The following is a 13,615-nucleotide window of genomic DNA, read 5'->3' on the forward strand; positions in this document are numbered from 1 at the left end:
CGGTGAAGGGCTGTGGGGATTTGACCCACCCCTCCCCCTTGCGCCGCCACCTTCCTGTGCGGTCTTGGTCAGGTGACATGGCTTGCACAGCAATTGAAGGTTGCCCATGTCATCCGTACCGCCCTGTGACTTGGGTTTGATGTGATCCACATGGGTTCCAGCAATAGCCAACCCCTTGAGCAAGCAATACTGGCAAAGCCCTTTGTCTCGCCTGATCACTGGCTTGCGCAATCTCCTCCAGGCAGGGCCATACCCGCGCTGGGTATCTGTGCCTTTCTGCTTCTGCCATATTCCCCAGCGGTTTTGAGCCTGGGGGCAGCGATCTGAATGCGCCTGTCTGCAGCGTGCGCAGTAACGCTTAGCCCTTACCGGCATTACGCTGACCCTGCTGCTCTCTCGCCATCTTGTGGCGCTGGTAGCTGTAGTACCAATTCACCACAAAGGAAGCGATGGCCACCAGGGCACAGATAAAGCCAATGGGATTTTGGATAAACAGGCTGTAAACACTACCGATAGCACCCGCGGTTACCGTAGTGGCATGGCTGGCCTTCTCAGCCAACTCTCGCATCAGGTCGTGAACGGTCATGGTTTCACCATCGCCTGTGTTTTTTCCTTACTTCCCTGGCTGGAGCCAAACCAGAATTGCAGAATCATGGGGATGGCCCCGGTAATCACGCCCAGCATCAGGGTGCCGGTCTTCTCAATGGCCGGAGTCAGGGTGATCTCACCGGAGAACAGGGCGAAGGTCAGTGCGAAGTAGCCACCGATAAAGACAAACGACAGCGCCATCTGCGCTGTCAGGCCGCCCTTGATCCCCATCTCACGAGCACTCTTTCGGTCATCCACTTCGAGCCGGAAAACGTCAATATCCAGCTCGCGCATCTTGACCTTGAATTGGTTGTCCAGGCTACGCAGCTCCAGCAACTTCTCCGGGCTTGCATTCAGAACCAGTTCGGCAATGTCCTGGTCCTGAGCATCGGTATCCCCCAGGAAATGGTCTGCAAGGAATTTGGTTGCGGTCCCTGCAACAGGGCCACCCAGGGCAGCGCCCAGGGTCGGGGCTACGCTTTTAACTATCGCTTTCCAATCCATTAGTAGCTCCAGATTGTGGAACCTGGGGAAGTAGCTTTCTCCAGGCGTAAAAAAACCGGCTCAGTGGCCGGCTTGTTTATTTAGGTGTAAATGTTGCAGCAAGCGCAACATATCCTTATTTGTTATGCATTAGCAGGCCTCACCGTTAAATAACTTCTGATCAGAAAGTCCTATACCCACCGAGCATGAATATTTGTATTTCTTGCTATAGCTACATTCGAAGCTACCTAACTGCTTAGTTAGAGTGCCATCATCGAAGCATTCATTGTGTACAGCCTCTGCCTTCATTTCTTTGTATAGTCTCTTCGCAGCCTCACCGGTAATAAATATGCTCAGACCTGACATCTCGGAATCAGAAGATTGGTTCCCCCAAATTTTAACAATACCTTCCATATCTACTCGGACTGGCTTGTCATAAGCAAGACCAGCCAAAGAATAAAGTGAAAGTAATATGATGAGTATCTTTTCCATATAAGATTCAGTGGTGGTAGGACCGCCGGTTACCCTAAGATGCAACAAGCTTCGCTTGTCGCACTAACGCCTCAAACACCGGCGCAGTTTACTGCGTCCGAGTGCTTTGATTTGTTACGCACTGTCACGTTAGACCAAGCCAAGAAAATCAGTAAACATTTCTGTGAATTCATATTTTTCTTGGCCATTTTTAGTGTATTTTTCAACATCTCTAATTTGTTCTGTAGTCATTAACGTCCAGTAGTTTTCAAGAACATTAGACTTGCGGGTGCCTTTTTCTCTTGCGATCAGATTTTTCGCATCATCAGCATCATTAAAAGAGAATGTGCTTCCTGCGGGTAGCTGAAGACAATCAGGATGAATATAGTTTTCAGGTTCTCGCTTATTTGTTAAGTAGGCTTTTATCCCGTCTTGATGCAACGCATCTAGTTTATCAATATTCTGTTGGTGTTCGATTGTCCCTAGATCAGAATCGAGAAGTACGCAGTATGGAATATTAAACTGGGCGGCCAGCTGTAACGTCCTCCAATGTTTGATGTTTCCACACCCTCCAATGGGTACAATTGCAATTCTTTTATCTTCAAAAGTTTCAGGGATATGACCGCCATCCTTTAATTTTTCGGCAGTATGATTAACAAAAGTAATGTCTCCTTTACCCTCGACTAACAGCATAGCTGTGGCATTTTTTGGAATAGGGTCAGCTAAAACTCCTAAAGTATCAGCAATTTTCTCAAAAACCTGATCTGTGCCCATCTCAACAGTTCTGTCATGGCCATCTTTCTCAATAAACCTTAAGCTTTCAAGAGGAAGAAAGCCAGCTAAAGCTGGGGTATGTGTCGTCAATAGTATTTGGCTATTTGGCGTGTTCGATAGCTCTATAAAGGCTTGAATTAACATCTCCTGATGATCAGGGTGCTGCGAGGTTTCTGGCTCCTCAAAAGCAAATATTATCTTATTTCCATTTCGTTCTGCGCGCATTCTTTCAGCTTCTGCGCGAAAAAAATTGAGCAAAATAAGCCTTCTAACTCCACTACCTCTTTTATTAACGGAGATATTGTTTTCAGACTTAATAGAGAGTTTAAACTGTGAGTCGAATTTGGGCTCAGATTTAAACTCGGGGATTAGTTGATCCGCTAATTCTGGTGACATTTCATGAAGTTTTTGTAGAGTTCTGTCAGCAGTATCTATAGCTCTGCGCCTAACTTCATTCTTTATATGTTCAATTTCTGCTTTTAAAGCCGAAAGCGCTTGTTTTACTGCAATCTGCATTGGATCAGTTACTTCTTTGTCATCGTCCTTACTTTTCCGGTCGGACTGGAAAAGGGCAAAGAGAGGCAAGTAATTTACAATGGCATCAAAGACTTTCTTCGTATCCTCTTTATCTACCAGTAACTCGGTATTAGTTAATTGCAGATCGTCGAAATTATTTCTTATAGCCTGACGAATAGATGAATTAATAGCTCCATTATAATTTTCTTCAGGAACATTTATTTCATTGGCTCTAGTAATTAATTGTGGTCGCTTAAGCGTAAGAAGATCATTTGCGTTAGCCACGGATGGATGATTGCAAATAATGTAGACCTTGGGTGAAGGATTTGCCGCGGTAGCGGCAAATACCTTTTTAATTTCTAGCTTTCCATCACTGTTCAATAAATACTCATCTGCCAGTGTTGTTAGATGATCGGTATCAATAATTAACTCGTCTGGTAGCTCGGAGAAAATACAGGAAATTTCTATCCTGTTATTATCGGCCTCAATATTAAGATCATCTTTTTCACACTTAACTAATTTATTATTGAAAAATATCTCTAGCGCTTCAAAAACTGAAGATTTACCCGCATCATTTTTACCAATAAATGCGGTTAAGTTAGATATTGGAATAGTCCTTTCAGTTTTATAACCGCGAAAGTTCTTTAGTGTAATAGATTCCAGTTTCATGGATATTCCTTATGGCGCGTAACACCTCGCATCAGCGTCTAAGGCAGGCGCGTAGCGCTTACCGAAGTCCGACTGCATGCGCTTGTTTAGATGAACTCATCTATACATCGCCTAAAAACAATGTGTAGACGACATCAGAATTATTAGCTATCTCAACGACTTTATCTGGAGAAATATCATCTTCAAATAGATGTTTGTTTGCACCGCTGCTTTTCGGCTTTTCTTTCATGACTTGAGAGTTGTAAATCGAGTGAAATTTTGCTAGCAATCTTTGAGCCTGATCATAATCAAAAGTCAAAATAAATAAAGTAATAAATTTGTAACCGTAAGCTCTTACATTTGCATGAAAAATCTTAAACCCTAGTTCGTCTGACTCTTCAGACACCCTAGGAAAACCATTAACACATACCGGCGAAGAATCAGCGCGCAAGTGAATAATAGAGTCACTTTCATTCTGAAATATAAATGAGTTTGTATTTTCCAAAACATCATCAATTTGTTGGACACCTACTGAAACCACAATTAATGAGGCTAAAGCTGAAATCTTTATCGGGCTCATATTCTTTCGTTTCACCTAACATTTATATATTGATTATCTTGGCTAGTATCTCAAAAATCACTACCGAGCGTAACCCTCTGTATTTTTAGATGATTATCACGACAGCCAGCCCCTCCTCATTCTTACCAAGAAGTTCAAGCTTTTATTAAAAAAACTGGTGTGCCCTAAACAGGATCAGCGCACGGATATGTGAATTGCGGCGGTGGTGGGTACGGTAGGTTTGTTGGTAATTGGCGCAGTAGCATTTGCATCGGCTGGCGCGGCTAGAACGGCGAGGGAATACCTCTGGGGCCTTCCACTGCTTGCAACCGTGACAATAGAGCTGTCCCTGCTCGTTGGCCTTGCAGGTCATGGGGCCACTCCGACAAAGCTGCTCACCATAGCGCTGCGAGGGGCGATGGCGATCTCTCCAGAGTCCCAACACCCGGCCAAGCGGCTGGCAGTCCGGTGCAGCTCATCCTCGCCACACTCCATGAGTTCCGCCGTATTGCGGCACAGCTTGAGCAGGAAGGCCTGGGCATAGTCTCGTGCGGCGATGCGTCCCTCTATAAGCAAATTCATTTGAGTAGTGATGATCAGCAGCAGAAAGCGTCTACTGTGGTCCTCGGGACAGTTACCCAGACCACTGCTATCCGCCTCAGCGTGGCAGCGATAACAAAGGTGTGCAGCCATGGCATCGTGGGGCTTGATCCCCCGGCCCTTACCGTAGCTGTGGCTGCGCTGGCCCTGGTAGTGGGCCGCCACGGTACTGCCCTCGTTATTACCACAGCGTATACAATCACGGCCTTTGGCCAGCCTCAGTAGTTTTGGGAGGCGGGTGGGCTGCAGGTTCACTTTGTCTCCCTGGGTATCTCCAGCCTGAATAGTGAGACCCTCCATACGTCCTCCCCCAGCAACTCCAGATTGTGGCCTGGGGAAGTAGCTTTCTCCAGGCGTAAAAAAACCGACTCAGTGGCCGGTTTGTTTATTTAGGTGTCAAATGTTGCAGCAAGCGCAACATATCCTAATTTGTCAAATTTTTACTCACCTACTGGCACTAAATATTGATCTAGATTGTGAGCGATTTCTTCTTGTTCTTCAGGGAGAACCTGAAGCCTTATCTGTGTTTCTTGGTTGTTGAGCAGACAGAATAAAGACAAACCGGCATCGTAAGGTAAGAAGCTAGAACCGCAAAACTTGAGTACTTTTCCCTCATCATAGACGTTATGGTCATAGTCTCGGAATGACTTGGCGATACGGTAGCTTAAACCTGCTTTCAAATGGCCATACTTTTTATTGAGATTTTTTTTATTCATGCTCTGGCATTTAACCTTTGTATAATGATCATCACGCTTAATATCGCCTGGCACAACGATAACGATCTTGTAAGGTCGTGTGGGGAGGGCGGGCTAGAAACCCGCCTTTACCCGATTATAAGGCGATGTTAAACAAGAGAGATAACAACTTATAGAACATCACATTAAAACGCCGATCGCAGAACCGATTTTAACTCCTGCTGTTAGAAGAAGTGCCCCGCAAAAAAACATTCCCAGAACTATTAAGCCGGACTTTTCTTTCTCAGCGATACTTGCCCACCATGTTTTGAATTGTGTGACTAAATCCATTTTATCTCCATAGCTTTATAACATTAAATACTAATCACCATGACCACTATTATCCTGATTACTGCCCAGGAATCAATTTTGCGCCGTTTACCCACAATCCGCATTAAAAACAGCTACTTACACGGATTTGGTACAATCGTACAAAATACGATCACTCTCCAGAGTAAAAAACCGGCTCAGTGGCCGGTTTCGGTGGCTGGGTGTCTGGTAGAGACAACAATCGCAAGGTAGCTGATTTATACCCTCAAAATTCCCATTACTTTTTTGTACATAATTTTCTCAGACGCTTAACGCTTAACGCTTGGCGCAACGGCGAAGCACGCAGTGCTAAGTCCGGCAGCCATAGGCTGCAAATTGCCGCCACTTGTTAAATGCCAAAGTAGCGTCCTAAAGCTGGGATGATGTTAACGAGTAAAGGGCTAAATATAACCAAAAATAAAAAAAAGAAACCAATAAAGAAAATTGGGTAGCCAATAATTAGAGTTCTAAATCCTAAAAACTCACTTTCTAATCCTTTGAGAAGAATCTTTGCCCTCTCGTCTTCTTTTGCTCTTTGCCTTAAATATTTAACTTTTGACGGAAAATAATGCTTTCCCTGAACTCTAAAACAAATAATGATTAGCATGGATAGCAAGGCATTAACCCAAGGAATATTTGTTCCAAGACAAGCAATGGCTAAAGTAAATGACAGAAGTCCAACCCCTGTATTTAGAAATGTGGCCCAGAGCTTAAATTGCTCTCTTACTTCATCTAAGAATTCATTTGTAATTGTGTATTTTTCTTCAGCTTCCATTCTCTGTCCATGTACATTCATTTAACAAATGTATACTGATCACCATGACCAATATTATCCTGATTACTGTGTCGGAAGCAATGCTGTGCCACCCCCTTCATGCGCTTTCCCCCTCAATAACTCCAGATTGTGGGGCCGGTACGCTTGCCCGGAATAGATCCGAGATCATCCAGGTGCAGGAATCGCCCGCTATGAGGACCATGCTGCTTTACGCCAATCCCAGTAAATCCCTCCTCCAGCGCGATACCCAGCAGCTCATAGGCACGCCCACCAGAAACTGATACATCCACAGCCTGACCGGTAGTGTGTGTCATGGTGGAGCCGATCCGGGCGCAGTGGGCCGGGCAGCGATAACCGGAGGTGATTACCATTGGCTTGTTAAAGCGCTTTCTGACCCTGATCAGTCGGCGCAGCGTGTCGTCCGAGAAGTGGAGTTTCCCGCAACAACGGCAGGACAACTCCTCTTCCGTGAAGTAGTCATTATCGAACATTGGATTTACCAGAAACGAAAAAGCCCGCACTGGGCGGGGCTCAGAAATGGTTTAGGCTATGAATCTGCGCATTTATGGCAACATGGGATTTTTATACTGAAGTGGTACAAGGAAAGTTAATCATTCCTCTACGTCCTGATTATGACAAAATCAAATAAAGGCGACTCGCACTCAGGAGTTAACCATGGATGACACTACTCGCGCCAAATACCTTTCTATCGCCCTAGTTACAACGGGTCTGATATATATCTTTGCCATATATCCGTTGATGGTATGGATATGGCCTTCAGGATGGGGCTGGGCACCAGCACAGCCGGAATACGAGCAAATTATTGTTGGGTTCTATGCAACTTTGGGCGTATTCCTGATTCTCGCCACCCGAAACATCGGTGCTTACATCGGTCTCATCTGGTTTACCGTCTGTTCAAACTTGGTGCATGCCACCATTATGCTGTTTCAGGTGCTAATCGATCGAACAGAACTAGCGAACCTGTTCGGAAATATCCCCGTCATGTATTTGATTGCGGGAGTTCTCTGGTATCTGCTACCCAGGCACAAAAAGTGCTCCTCTTGACGCACTAATTGTCCTGCTTTCGATACGAGTCTGCGCCAAGTCACTCTCGACTCAGAGACCTTACTGGAATCCCCAGCCAGTATTGAGGGAACCCCATGAGCTCAAAATCATCAGGTTGAACCACTACGTGGTTCAACCTGAAATCGTTATAGAGTACCCACCTGTTCCAGCGCCTGGCTATTGCAAAGCATCTGAGAGTTTCTTCCATAGGGGGCAGTGACTTCGGAGCAACCAGACGAATTACGAACACAAAAAAATCCGCAAAATAGCGGGTTCTTAGCCGGAAATGTGCAAAATGGGCATGCTAGTGTTTGTACACCCTCTCAGGACAAAGTTGTCAACACCCTGTTAAGAAACGCTCCTGATAATCTTCTACGAGTTTAGCCACTGGGCCTAATGCCCCCCCTATCCAGGCGGCGTTGAAATCGCTTCCAGATCCTCACTCATTCCCGGTTCCACTCTGTCTTATTGCAGCCCAGGATTTCGCGAGCATGATTTAGGTTGACGGGCCTTCTGTTCACATCTCGAAGCGCACACGCGGTAATACAAAACAATGTCAACTGGCTGACCCGAGTTCTGTCGTGCGGTTCGCCCCATTGGTCAAACTCGGTCGCCAAGCATAGTAGTCACAGAGATGCTGTCTCCCCTGCTACTCTTTTGTCGAAACCCCAAGTACATCTAGTTAAGGAGCGTGCAATGAATCATTTGCCAGAAGAAGAGTTAACTATGATACCTGGCGGGAGTTTAATCACCGCTACCCCAGAAGAGGGAAGATCCTTAGCGATGATGATCGCTCGCCATACGATCCATAATATCCAACCAGACCTTGAAAAGCTTGTGGCTGGTCGTGAAAAATATGCAACTGCTCCAGACAGTCTAATAGCTGCAAGCCAAGTTGTAGCAATTGAATTTCAAACTATTGCAGCAGCTAACAACTACTGGAAGTGATAATTCAGCTTGCCCCTTACTGTAAAGTTTCTTCATTTAATAGAGAAGCTTCACTCCCAAACAAGAAAGTAGCTAGAATAAAAAGCCCCGCCGGGTTAACCAGGGGGGCTTTCAAAGGGGGGGTATGGTCCCGCTGCGCATACTTCGCGACAGCTTACACAAAGTTAACCCATACGGACGTATGGTGTCAATACATACAGCCTGTTTTTAAATACAGTTATGCGGCATTCTGCGACAAAAAGAATGCTTCCACAGTTGCCTCAACAATTTGACACATTTTTTCAACCCATGGCTTTGACTTTTTGACCCCCCTGGCCACATCCTGCATTTCCCACCGGTAGTAATACCGCAACCAGAAAACCTCCCTCTCCAGCGCGGCCTTCTCCTTGTCCTGGCGCCTGGCTATCACATTCAGGTAAGCCAATACTGCGGCATCCGTAAGGGCTGCCCTCTCGTAATCTATCGGTACCGGGCCCTCCCTATGCCCTGAGATCATCCTTCGCCCAAATGCCGCCATACGGGGCCAGCTCACCGAGTCTCCCGCACGTTCAGGGTAGGCCCTGGACCACTCCCACAAGCGCTCGCGAATGCTGATTTCATTGACCATCTTTCCCCCTATCACGATCAACTAACGAATTGCCGGAATCTTCTCAGAAGCTCAACCTGGCTCACTCCAGCACCTCTGCAATCAGTACCCGGGTGTAGCCCTGGCCGCGCTTGGCCGGCGCCTGGGTGACTCGGCGCTTAACCACGCACTGGTTGTTGTCGTTCTCGATCAGGCCCAGGCCGTGGGGATTGATCCGGCTGGGCTTCTCAAGCACATCGACCAGCAGCTTTGTGCCACCCTGCAGGTTGTCATCGTCCAGTTCGCCGGCAGAACCGCGTTCAATCTCGATATACACCTGTGCCAGGGGCTCGTTGGGTCGGCGTTGACCACTTCTCACCAGGGCTGCCGCTACTTCCGTGGCCAACTGCTTTTTCACCGCCCGGCGCTTTCTCCAGTGCATCCGCAACAACTGGTTGTTGGATGGCGTGGCCTGGGGCAAGGTGAATTCCAGAGTGCGCATACTCACCCCCACTCACCAGCCGACATCGTGGAGCATGTCACCGACAGAGGTGTCGCGTGTGCGCTGGTTGGCTGGAGGGGATTGCCCAGGGCTGTAGGTTCCCGGTTGCTCTCGGTTGATCAGCCAGTCGAATTTGAAACCAACCCAACCCTGCTGCAGGCAGTAGTCCACGCTGTACCCGTGGCAAGCCGCCTTGTGCAGTTCCGGGGCTATCAGATTCACAGCGGACTGGGTAAGTGGCGTTCGCTTTGCCTTGCGGGTTGTGATCCAGTCAGCAAGCACTTGGGGAGAGGGAGGTGCGGGCCAGCTGGAATAGTCCAGTTGCTCGGCGGATGTGCGCTTGGATTTTTTTTGATCGCTTGTATTAATATTTTTAGGTTCTTTTAGATTCCTTTTAGATTCGTGGTCCGTTTTTGGGACTGGTCCGGTACCGTTTTTGGGACTGGTTTGTACCGTTTTTGGGACTGGTCCGTTTTTGGGCCTGGTCCGTTTTTGGTACTGGTCCGTTTTTGGGCCTGGTCCGTTTTCGGTACTGGTTGCATGTCCAATACTCAGGCGGAAATTGTTACTAGAACCATTCAATTTGACCCGCAGTATCAGGCCGGATAGTTCCAACTGCTCCATCGCTGAAATAACCGTCTTTCGATTCAGGCCGGTCACCCCCACGATATACTTAATCGAAGGATTACACTGGCCACTCGCCTCGTTATGACAGTTGGCAAGCGACAGCAACACCAGCTTGTGTGTTGACTTCACATCCTGCTGCCATGCCCAAAAGGTTGCTTCTGCACTCACATATCACCTCCGCTTCTGCGGCTGCCTGGTGGTCTTAATGGTTCCGGTACATCAAAAAGCTGCCGGCCTCTTCCGGCTGTCACACCACTGGGCAGGTGTCGCCATCCCCGGTATGCTGAAAGCTCCCAAACCAACAGCTAACAAGGAAGTACTATGCAAAACATCAACGTCAAACTGGACCTCACAAAAGTGGTCGCCATTCAGGATGCGAAACTTCAGGGTGTTTGTGTCGCTTTGATCTCTTTAATCCTCGAACTCTGTAAGACCGAAGTGGTCGATCGAGAAAACCTCTACAAACGCTTGAGCTTGGCTATCAATAAACCAAGCAAGCTCGAACACAGCGAAGAAGTTAATAAGTACATTAAAGTGATCCGCACTTTTATTTCTCCAGATCAAAAAGCGACAGAGGGTGAAGTCATCGGCTTCCCTGAACCAGCTCCTGAGAGCCCATAAGGCGGCCCAGATTAGCAACAAGCTGCTCGGTGCTTTCTCCCGATGCTGATTCTGCACTAGCGACAAACTGAACCTGATCATTGCGAGCCAGGTGGCCAGATAGGCTTTCGGCCACCAGCGCTGCTCCTTGCTCCGATTTGAGGAATTCCGCGACTTCACTGTGTATGCGTTGCTTGTCCATCTCCCTCTCCTGTATGAATGACCATGGTTGGCTATTGATTAACCAGTTCTTGCCTTGCCTCCATACTGCTATTGGTGGCAGGCAAGGGGCCTTCGCCCCAGATGTCCGGGCGGATTTCTTCCAGAGTTAGCTTTCCCTTGAGGACTACAGCCAACTTACGGGCCAGCTTGGGACCAGGTGGCTGTTTGCCGTTCCCATACGCAATGCGGTTTAGGTAGGCGCCAGTAGTCCCCACTTGAGCCGCTAAAGCTTCACGCTCGACCAAGGACAGAGAACGAAGGTAGTGATGTATGCTCATGACAAAACTATACATTCAATGTTTAGTTTGTGGCAAATATTATTTATTTTTTAATGATTTCTTGGCGCACGGCAAAACATACAGGGATAATTTTTGCCTGCTAAAGGTTTGATAGAGTTAGAGGAGAGCCAGAGATTTGTACAAAGATGGACATTAACGATATTCGACGGGCAAATTTGCGCCGGATAGCCTCCAACTATAAAAGTCGAGCAGAGTTTGCAAGAGTATTAGAGCGCTCTGAGCAACAGCTTTACTATCTGATTGGACGCGCGGCAAGCAAACCTATAGGCGACCGCATTGCCCGAGATATTGAGAACCAGCTCGACCTACCCCGCGGTAAACTGGATCTTTTGGAGGAATCGACAAAAACCCCAGCCACTGCATCCGATGGTGTGAACTTAGAGGTGCTGCAGGACTGTATTGTTGCTGTCGAAGGGGAAATAGACGCTCAAAAGCTTGAAGGCATTCCCGCAGCCAGAAAAGCTCAGGCGATTGCGCTTGCCTATTCTGCAACCATGGCCAGCGGTAAAACCCAGGTTGTATCAGTGGATTTTATAGTGCGAACCCTTGCCCGCTAAACTCACGTACATCCCTATACATATTGTCTACCTTCCAGGCTCAGCCAGATTTACTTGATACCAACAAGAGTTGTCATCATTAGCCCATATTCCTGAGCAAGGCCGTTTGATACAGTGCCGACATTGTTCTGGAATGACTGCTATCAAACTCGCTCGCGCAATATCTCTCGCTTCAGCACTTATTATCTTTTGTTCCTCGTCCAGCAACTCGATAAGCATCATGCCCTCCCAAAACACATCATGTGTAGTACACAACATTCATGTCGTGAACCTCATCACCATACGGGTTTAATCCAGGTTAAGGAAGAGTAAAATTTATACACTTTTGAAAGATTTAGTGCCAAAACTCCTTATATTTTGCCGAGTTCTCCGATGCACCAGCTTGGCTCGATAATTAAGCAACACCGTGAACTTCTCGGGCTGACTCAACAAGAGCTGTCTACTAAGCTTTATATTCCGCTGACCCAGCTGCAACGAATTGAGCAAGGGAAAGCTAAAACCATTTCTCCTGTTTTATTGAGGAAAATTGCTCTAGTCCTCGCACTAGACGGCAATACCTTGCTGTCACTCCCTCCTCGCCCAGGCTCTTTACAGCACCAGATAGAGCTGTTGCCCTCCCCAGCCAAACATCACCTTGTTAAGTTTCTCAAAGAAATAGCCGCCGGTTTTGAAAATTAACTAAACATTTAGTGTTTACTTATATAAATACTGTGTGTAGAGTTGATTGGACCCTTTTGGAGAACGGCCATGCATGGCACCAGCTCAACCACTCCGAGCAGCAAGTACAGGAAACTGGCCCCCCGCCAGGCAGAAGCGCTGACACACAGAGCCCGCGGACTTAGCAATGCTGAAACCGCCGCCGCCATGCAATGCTCTATCGCCAATGTCGCCAACCTCCTCACCGAATGCTTCTTTAAATTGCACGCCCGTAACAGTACCGATGCCGTCGCTAAAGCCATTAAACACGGCCTGATCCAGTTCACTCTCGTCGCCTCAATCATTAGCGGCGTTGGCCCTGAGGCCCAGGAACAACTGCGTACCCGCTTCCAGCGCAAGCCAACCATTAAAACTATTCGCATACGTAACCAGGGAGGGAGCACCGTATGAATGGCATCGAATTTAGATCAATCCCGATCACCGACGCAGGGGGAAATCCCAACAGGCCGGTGCTTAGCAAAGAAAACGTTGTGCTGCAGGGCAATATCCTTGGGCGGATAACTTGCCAGCGTGGGCTCGACGGCAGCCTCAACTACCACGTCTGCCTGAATGTAAACCTCTCCAGTGCTCTGGGGGCAGGCCTGGCACAGGGTCACGGCGCAAACCGTGCAGAAGCTATTAAAGACGCCCTCATCAAAAGCCGGGAAGCGGCAACGGATTACCTCGCATCCCTCGATCACCTTGCACGGCAAATCAATGAGAGTGAGTTCGCATGAACTCTGAAGCGGTTTCACCACCGGACTACAGCGCCCACGCCTTTCTGGAAAAAGCCGCTCAGCATATGCGCGACCGTGCAGAACAACGTGATGCGGGGAATGGCGAACGCTCCATGGCCAAAACCGTTGCCGCTTTTAATGCCCTCTACGGGTTTGATCTCACGGAAGAGCAGGGATGGCTGTTTATGGTGCTACTGAAGCAATCCCGTGCGAGCTGTGGGGTGTTTGTGCCAGACGACTACGAAGACGGCGCAGCGTACTTTGCCCTGGCCGGTGAAGCCGCTGCAAAGAACAGGAGATAAAGAATTTCCACCGCGCCCCTGGCGCATTCAGTCAGCTG

At 47.8% G+C, this 13,615-nt stretch carries 24 protein-coding genes; 8 read left to right on the forward strand and 16 right to left on the reverse strand.

Translation table 11 applies throughout. The features are described from left to right. The 11 genes from Q5Y71_RS17505 to Q5Y71_RS03795 form a co-directional block, all read right to left on the reverse strand. On the reverse strand, positions 1-375 hold a 375-nt coding region (locus tag Q5Y71_RS17505; RefSeq protein ID WP_371876992.1), incomplete at its 3' end, for an HNH endonuclease. Next, positions 359-586, reverse strand: coding sequence for a holin (locus Q5Y71_RS03750; protein ID WP_306040216.1), 228 nt, complete (start codon positions 584-586; stop codon positions 359-361). The genes Q5Y71_RS17505 and Q5Y71_RS03750, both read right to left, overlap by 17 nt. Beyond that, positions 583-1,092: a hypothetical protein gene (locus tag Q5Y71_RS03755; RefSeq protein WP_306040217.1), complete on the reverse strand. Its 510-nt coding sequence runs from the start codon at positions 1,090-1,092 to the stop codon at positions 583-585. The genes Q5Y71_RS03750 and Q5Y71_RS03755 overlap by 4 nt, the downstream gene beginning before the upstream one ends. A gap of 129 nt (positions 1,093-1,221) precedes the next feature. Next, positions 1,222-1,563, reverse strand: a complete 342-nt coding sequence (locus Q5Y71_RS03760) for a hypothetical protein (RefSeq protein WP_306040218.1) — start codon at positions 1,561-1,563, stop codon at positions 1,222-1,224. A 129-nt stretch (positions 1,564-1,692) separates the two neighbouring features. Beyond that, a complete protein-coding gene (locus tag Q5Y71_RS03765) occupies positions 1,693-3,501 on the reverse strand; it encodes an AAA family ATPase (protein WP_306040219.1) in 1,809 nt (602 codons plus the stop codon). Positions 3,502-3,601: 100 nt separating this feature from the next. Continuing rightward, a complete protein-coding gene (locus Q5Y71_RS03770; RefSeq protein ID WP_306040220.1) occupies positions 3,602-4,060 on the reverse strand; it encodes a hypothetical protein in 459 nt (152 codons plus the stop codon). Positions 4,061-4,408: 348 nt separating this feature from the next. After that, the gene (locus Q5Y71_RS03775; RefSeq protein ID WP_306040221.1) at positions 4,409-4,939 is read right to left on the reverse strand and encodes a hypothetical protein; all 531 of its coding nucleotides are present in this window, start codon (positions 4,937-4,939) and stop codon (positions 4,409-4,411) included. A 140-nt stretch (positions 4,940-5,079) separates the two neighbouring features. Next, positions 5,080-5,409 carry a DUF3601 domain-containing protein gene (locus Q5Y71_RS03780; RefSeq protein ID WP_306040223.1) on the reverse strand — a complete coding sequence of 110 codons (330 nt, stop codon included), beginning with the start codon at positions 5,407-5,409 and terminating at the stop codon, positions 5,080-5,082. A 105-nt stretch (positions 5,410-5,514) separates the two neighbouring features. Next, the gene (locus Q5Y71_RS03785) at positions 5,515-5,664 is read right to left on the reverse strand and encodes a hypothetical protein (protein ID WP_306040225.1); all 150 of its coding nucleotides are present in this window, start codon (positions 5,662-5,664) and stop codon (positions 5,515-5,517) included. Between the two features lie 367 nt (positions 5,665-6,031). Further along, positions 6,032-6,457: a hypothetical protein gene (locus Q5Y71_RS03790; RefSeq protein ID WP_306040226.1), complete on the reverse strand. Its 426-nt coding sequence runs from the start codon at positions 6,455-6,457 to the stop codon at positions 6,032-6,034. A 113-nt stretch (positions 6,458-6,570) separates the two neighbouring features. After that, positions 6,571-6,948, reverse strand: coding sequence for a D-Ala-D-Ala carboxypeptidase family metallohydrolase (locus Q5Y71_RS03795; RefSeq protein ID WP_306040228.1), 378 nt, complete (start codon positions 6,946-6,948; stop codon positions 6,571-6,573). Between the two features lie 184 nt (positions 6,949-7,132). Here Q5Y71_RS03795 and Q5Y71_RS03800 point away from each other — a divergent pair, with 184 nt between their 5' ends. Next, on the forward strand, positions 7,133-7,522 hold the full coding sequence (locus Q5Y71_RS03800) for a DUF6632 domain-containing protein (protein WP_306040229.1): 390 nt from the start codon (positions 7,133-7,135) through the stop codon (positions 7,520-7,522). Positions 7,523-8,218: 696 nt separating this feature from the next. Beyond that, complete coding sequence (locus Q5Y71_RS03805; RefSeq protein ID WP_299948299.1) at positions 8,219-8,470, forward strand: hexameric tyrosine-coordinated heme protein; 252 nt, start codon at positions 8,219-8,221, stop codon at positions 8,468-8,470. Positions 8,471-8,687: 217 nt separating this feature from the next. Here Q5Y71_RS03805 and Q5Y71_RS03810 read toward each other — a convergent pair whose 3' ends face one another. From Q5Y71_RS03810 to Q5Y71_RS03820, 3 genes are all read right to left on the reverse strand, one after another. Beyond that, positions 8,688-9,077: a hypothetical protein gene (locus tag Q5Y71_RS03810; RefSeq protein WP_306040231.1), complete on the reverse strand. Its 390-nt coding sequence runs from the start codon at positions 9,075-9,077 to the stop codon at positions 8,688-8,690. A gap of 61 nt (positions 9,078-9,138) precedes the next feature. Continuing rightward, a complete protein-coding gene (locus tag Q5Y71_RS03815; RefSeq protein ID WP_306040232.1) occupies positions 9,139-9,537 on the reverse strand; it encodes a hypothetical protein in 399 nt (132 codons plus the stop codon). Between the two features lie 12 nt (positions 9,538-9,549). After that, positions 9,550-10,332: a helix-turn-helix domain-containing protein gene (locus Q5Y71_RS03820; protein WP_306040234.1), complete on the reverse strand. Its 783-nt coding sequence runs from the start codon at positions 10,330-10,332 to the stop codon at positions 9,550-9,552. Between the two features lie 153 nt (positions 10,333-10,485). Here Q5Y71_RS03820 and Q5Y71_RS03825 point away from each other — a divergent pair, with 153 nt between their 5' ends. Then, complete coding sequence (locus Q5Y71_RS03825) at positions 10,486-10,785, forward strand: hypothetical protein (RefSeq protein WP_299948878.1); 300 nt, start codon at positions 10,486-10,488, stop codon at positions 10,783-10,785. Here Q5Y71_RS03825 and Q5Y71_RS03830 read toward each other — a convergent pair. Then, positions 10,748-10,966: a hypothetical protein gene (locus Q5Y71_RS03830; protein ID WP_306040236.1), complete on the reverse strand. Its 219-nt coding sequence runs from the start codon at positions 10,964-10,966 to the stop codon at positions 10,748-10,750. The two genes, Q5Y71_RS03825 and Q5Y71_RS03830, sit on opposite strands and share 38 nt — an antisense overlap. Before the next feature lie 31 nt (positions 10,967-10,997). Then, positions 10,998-11,264, reverse strand: a complete 267-nt coding sequence (locus Q5Y71_RS03835; protein ID WP_306040237.1) for a hypothetical protein — start codon at positions 11,262-11,264, stop codon at positions 10,998-11,000. 146 nt (positions 11,265-11,410) lie between these two features. Between Q5Y71_RS03835 and Q5Y71_RS03840 the strand changes: the two genes are divergently transcribed. The 5 genes from Q5Y71_RS03840 (at position 11,411) to Q5Y71_RS03860 (ending at position 13,577) form a co-directional block, all read left to right on the forward strand. Then, a complete protein-coding gene (locus tag Q5Y71_RS03840; RefSeq protein WP_306040239.1) occupies positions 11,411-11,842 on the forward strand; it encodes a hypothetical protein in 432 nt (143 codons plus the stop codon). A 372-nt stretch (positions 11,843-12,214) separates the two neighbouring features. After that, positions 12,215-12,520: a helix-turn-helix domain-containing protein gene (locus Q5Y71_RS03845; protein WP_306040241.1), complete on the forward strand. Its 306-nt coding sequence runs from the start codon at positions 12,215-12,217 to the stop codon at positions 12,518-12,520. Positions 12,521-12,589: 69 nt separating this feature from the next. Beyond that, entirely contained in the window at positions 12,590-12,949 is a 360-nt protein-coding gene (locus Q5Y71_RS03850) for a response regulator transcription factor (protein ID WP_306040243.1), read from the forward strand. Beyond that, positions 12,946-13,275, forward strand: a complete 330-nt coding sequence (locus Q5Y71_RS03855; protein ID WP_306040245.1) for a hypothetical protein — start codon at positions 12,946-12,948, stop codon at positions 13,273-13,275. Before Q5Y71_RS03850 ends, Q5Y71_RS03855 begins: the two co-directional genes overlap by 4 nt. Beyond that, positions 13,272-13,577, forward strand: coding sequence for a DUF6378 domain-containing protein (locus tag Q5Y71_RS03860; protein WP_306040247.1), 306 nt, complete (start codon positions 13,272-13,274; stop codon positions 13,575-13,577). Before Q5Y71_RS03855 ends, Q5Y71_RS03860 begins: the two co-directional genes overlap by 4 nt. The last annotated feature ends 38 nt before the right edge of the window (positions 13,578-13,615 follow it).

Origin of the sequence: Microbulbifer sp. 2205BS26-8 (genome assembly GCF_030731025.1) — a bacterium.
GTDB lineage: Bacteria > Pseudomonadota > Gammaproteobacteria > Pseudomonadales > Cellvibrionaceae > Microbulbifer > Microbulbifer spongiae.

Excerpts from the sequence above, each read along its gene's own strand:
- Q5Y71_RS03750 (WP_306040216.1), bottom strand. The coding sequence starts at position 586 with ATGACCGTTCACGACCTGATGCGAGAGTTGGCTGAGAAGGCCAGCCAT.
- Q5Y71_RS03755 (WP_306040217.1), bottom strand. The coding sequence starts at position 1,092 with ATGGATTGGAAAGCGATAGTTAAAAGCGTAGCCCCGACCCTGGGCGCT.
- Q5Y71_RS03760 (WP_306040218.1), bottom strand. The coding sequence starts at position 1,563 with ATGGAAAAGATACTCATCATATTACTTTCACTTTATTCTTTGGCTGGT.
- Q5Y71_RS03765 (WP_306040219.1), bottom strand. The coding sequence starts at position 3,501 with ATGAAACTGGAATCTATTACACTAAAGAACTTTCGCGGTTATAAAACT.
- Q5Y71_RS03770 (WP_306040220.1), bottom strand. The coding sequence starts at position 4,060 with ATGAGCCCGATAAAGATTTCAGCTTTAGCCTCATTAATTGTGGTTTCA.
- Q5Y71_RS03775 (WP_306040221.1), bottom strand. The coding sequence starts at position 4,939 with ATGGAGGGTCTCACTATTCAGGCTGGAGATACCCAGGGAGACAAAGTG.
- Q5Y71_RS03785 (WP_306040225.1), bottom strand. The coding sequence starts at position 5,664 with ATGGATTTAGTCACACAATTCAAAACATGGTGGGCAAGTATCGCTGAG.
- Q5Y71_RS03790 (WP_306040226.1), bottom strand. The coding sequence starts at position 6,457 with ATGGAAGCTGAAGAAAAATACACAATTACAAATGAATTCTTAGATGAA.
- Q5Y71_RS03795 (WP_306040228.1), bottom strand. The coding sequence starts at position 6,948 with ATGTTCGATAATGACTACTTCACGGAAGAGGAGTTGTCCTGCCGTTGT.
- Q5Y71_RS03800 (WP_306040229.1), top strand. The coding sequence starts at position 7,133 with ATGGATGACACTACTCGCGCCAAATACCTTTCTATCGCCCTAGTTACA.
- Q5Y71_RS03805 (WP_299948299.1), top strand. The coding sequence starts at position 8,219 with ATGAATCATTTGCCAGAAGAAGAGTTAACTATGATACCTGGCGGGAGT.
- Q5Y71_RS03810 (WP_306040231.1), bottom strand. The coding sequence starts at position 9,077 with ATGGTCAATGAAATCAGCATTCGCGAGCGCTTGTGGGAGTGGTCCAGG.
- Q5Y71_RS03815 (WP_306040232.1), bottom strand. The coding sequence starts at position 9,537 with ATGCGCACTCTGGAATTCACCTTGCCCCAGGCCACGCCATCCAACAAC.
- Q5Y71_RS03825 (WP_299948878.1), top strand. The coding sequence starts at position 10,486 with ATGCAAAACATCAACGTCAAACTGGACCTCACAAAAGTGGTCGCCATT.
- Q5Y71_RS03830 (WP_306040236.1), bottom strand. The coding sequence starts at position 10,966 with ATGGACAAGCAACGCATACACAGTGAAGTCGCGGAATTCCTCAAATCG.
- Q5Y71_RS03835 (WP_306040237.1), bottom strand. The coding sequence starts at position 11,264 with ATGAGCATACATCACTACCTTCGTTCTCTGTCCTTGGTCGAGCGTGAA.
- Q5Y71_RS03840 (WP_306040239.1), top strand. The coding sequence starts at position 11,411 with ATGGACATTAACGATATTCGACGGGCAAATTTGCGCCGGATAGCCTCC.
- Q5Y71_RS03845 (WP_306040241.1), top strand. The coding sequence starts at position 12,215 with ATGCACCAGCTTGGCTCGATAATTAAGCAACACCGTGAACTTCTCGGG.
- Q5Y71_RS03850 (WP_306040243.1), top strand. The coding sequence starts at position 12,590 with ATGCATGGCACCAGCTCAACCACTCCGAGCAGCAAGTACAGGAAACTG.
- Q5Y71_RS03855 (WP_306040245.1), top strand. The coding sequence starts at position 12,946 with ATGAATGGCATCGAATTTAGATCAATCCCGATCACCGACGCAGGGGGA.
- Q5Y71_RS03860 (WP_306040247.1), top strand. The coding sequence starts at position 13,272 with ATGAACTCTGAAGCGGTTTCACCACCGGACTACAGCGCCCACGCCTTT.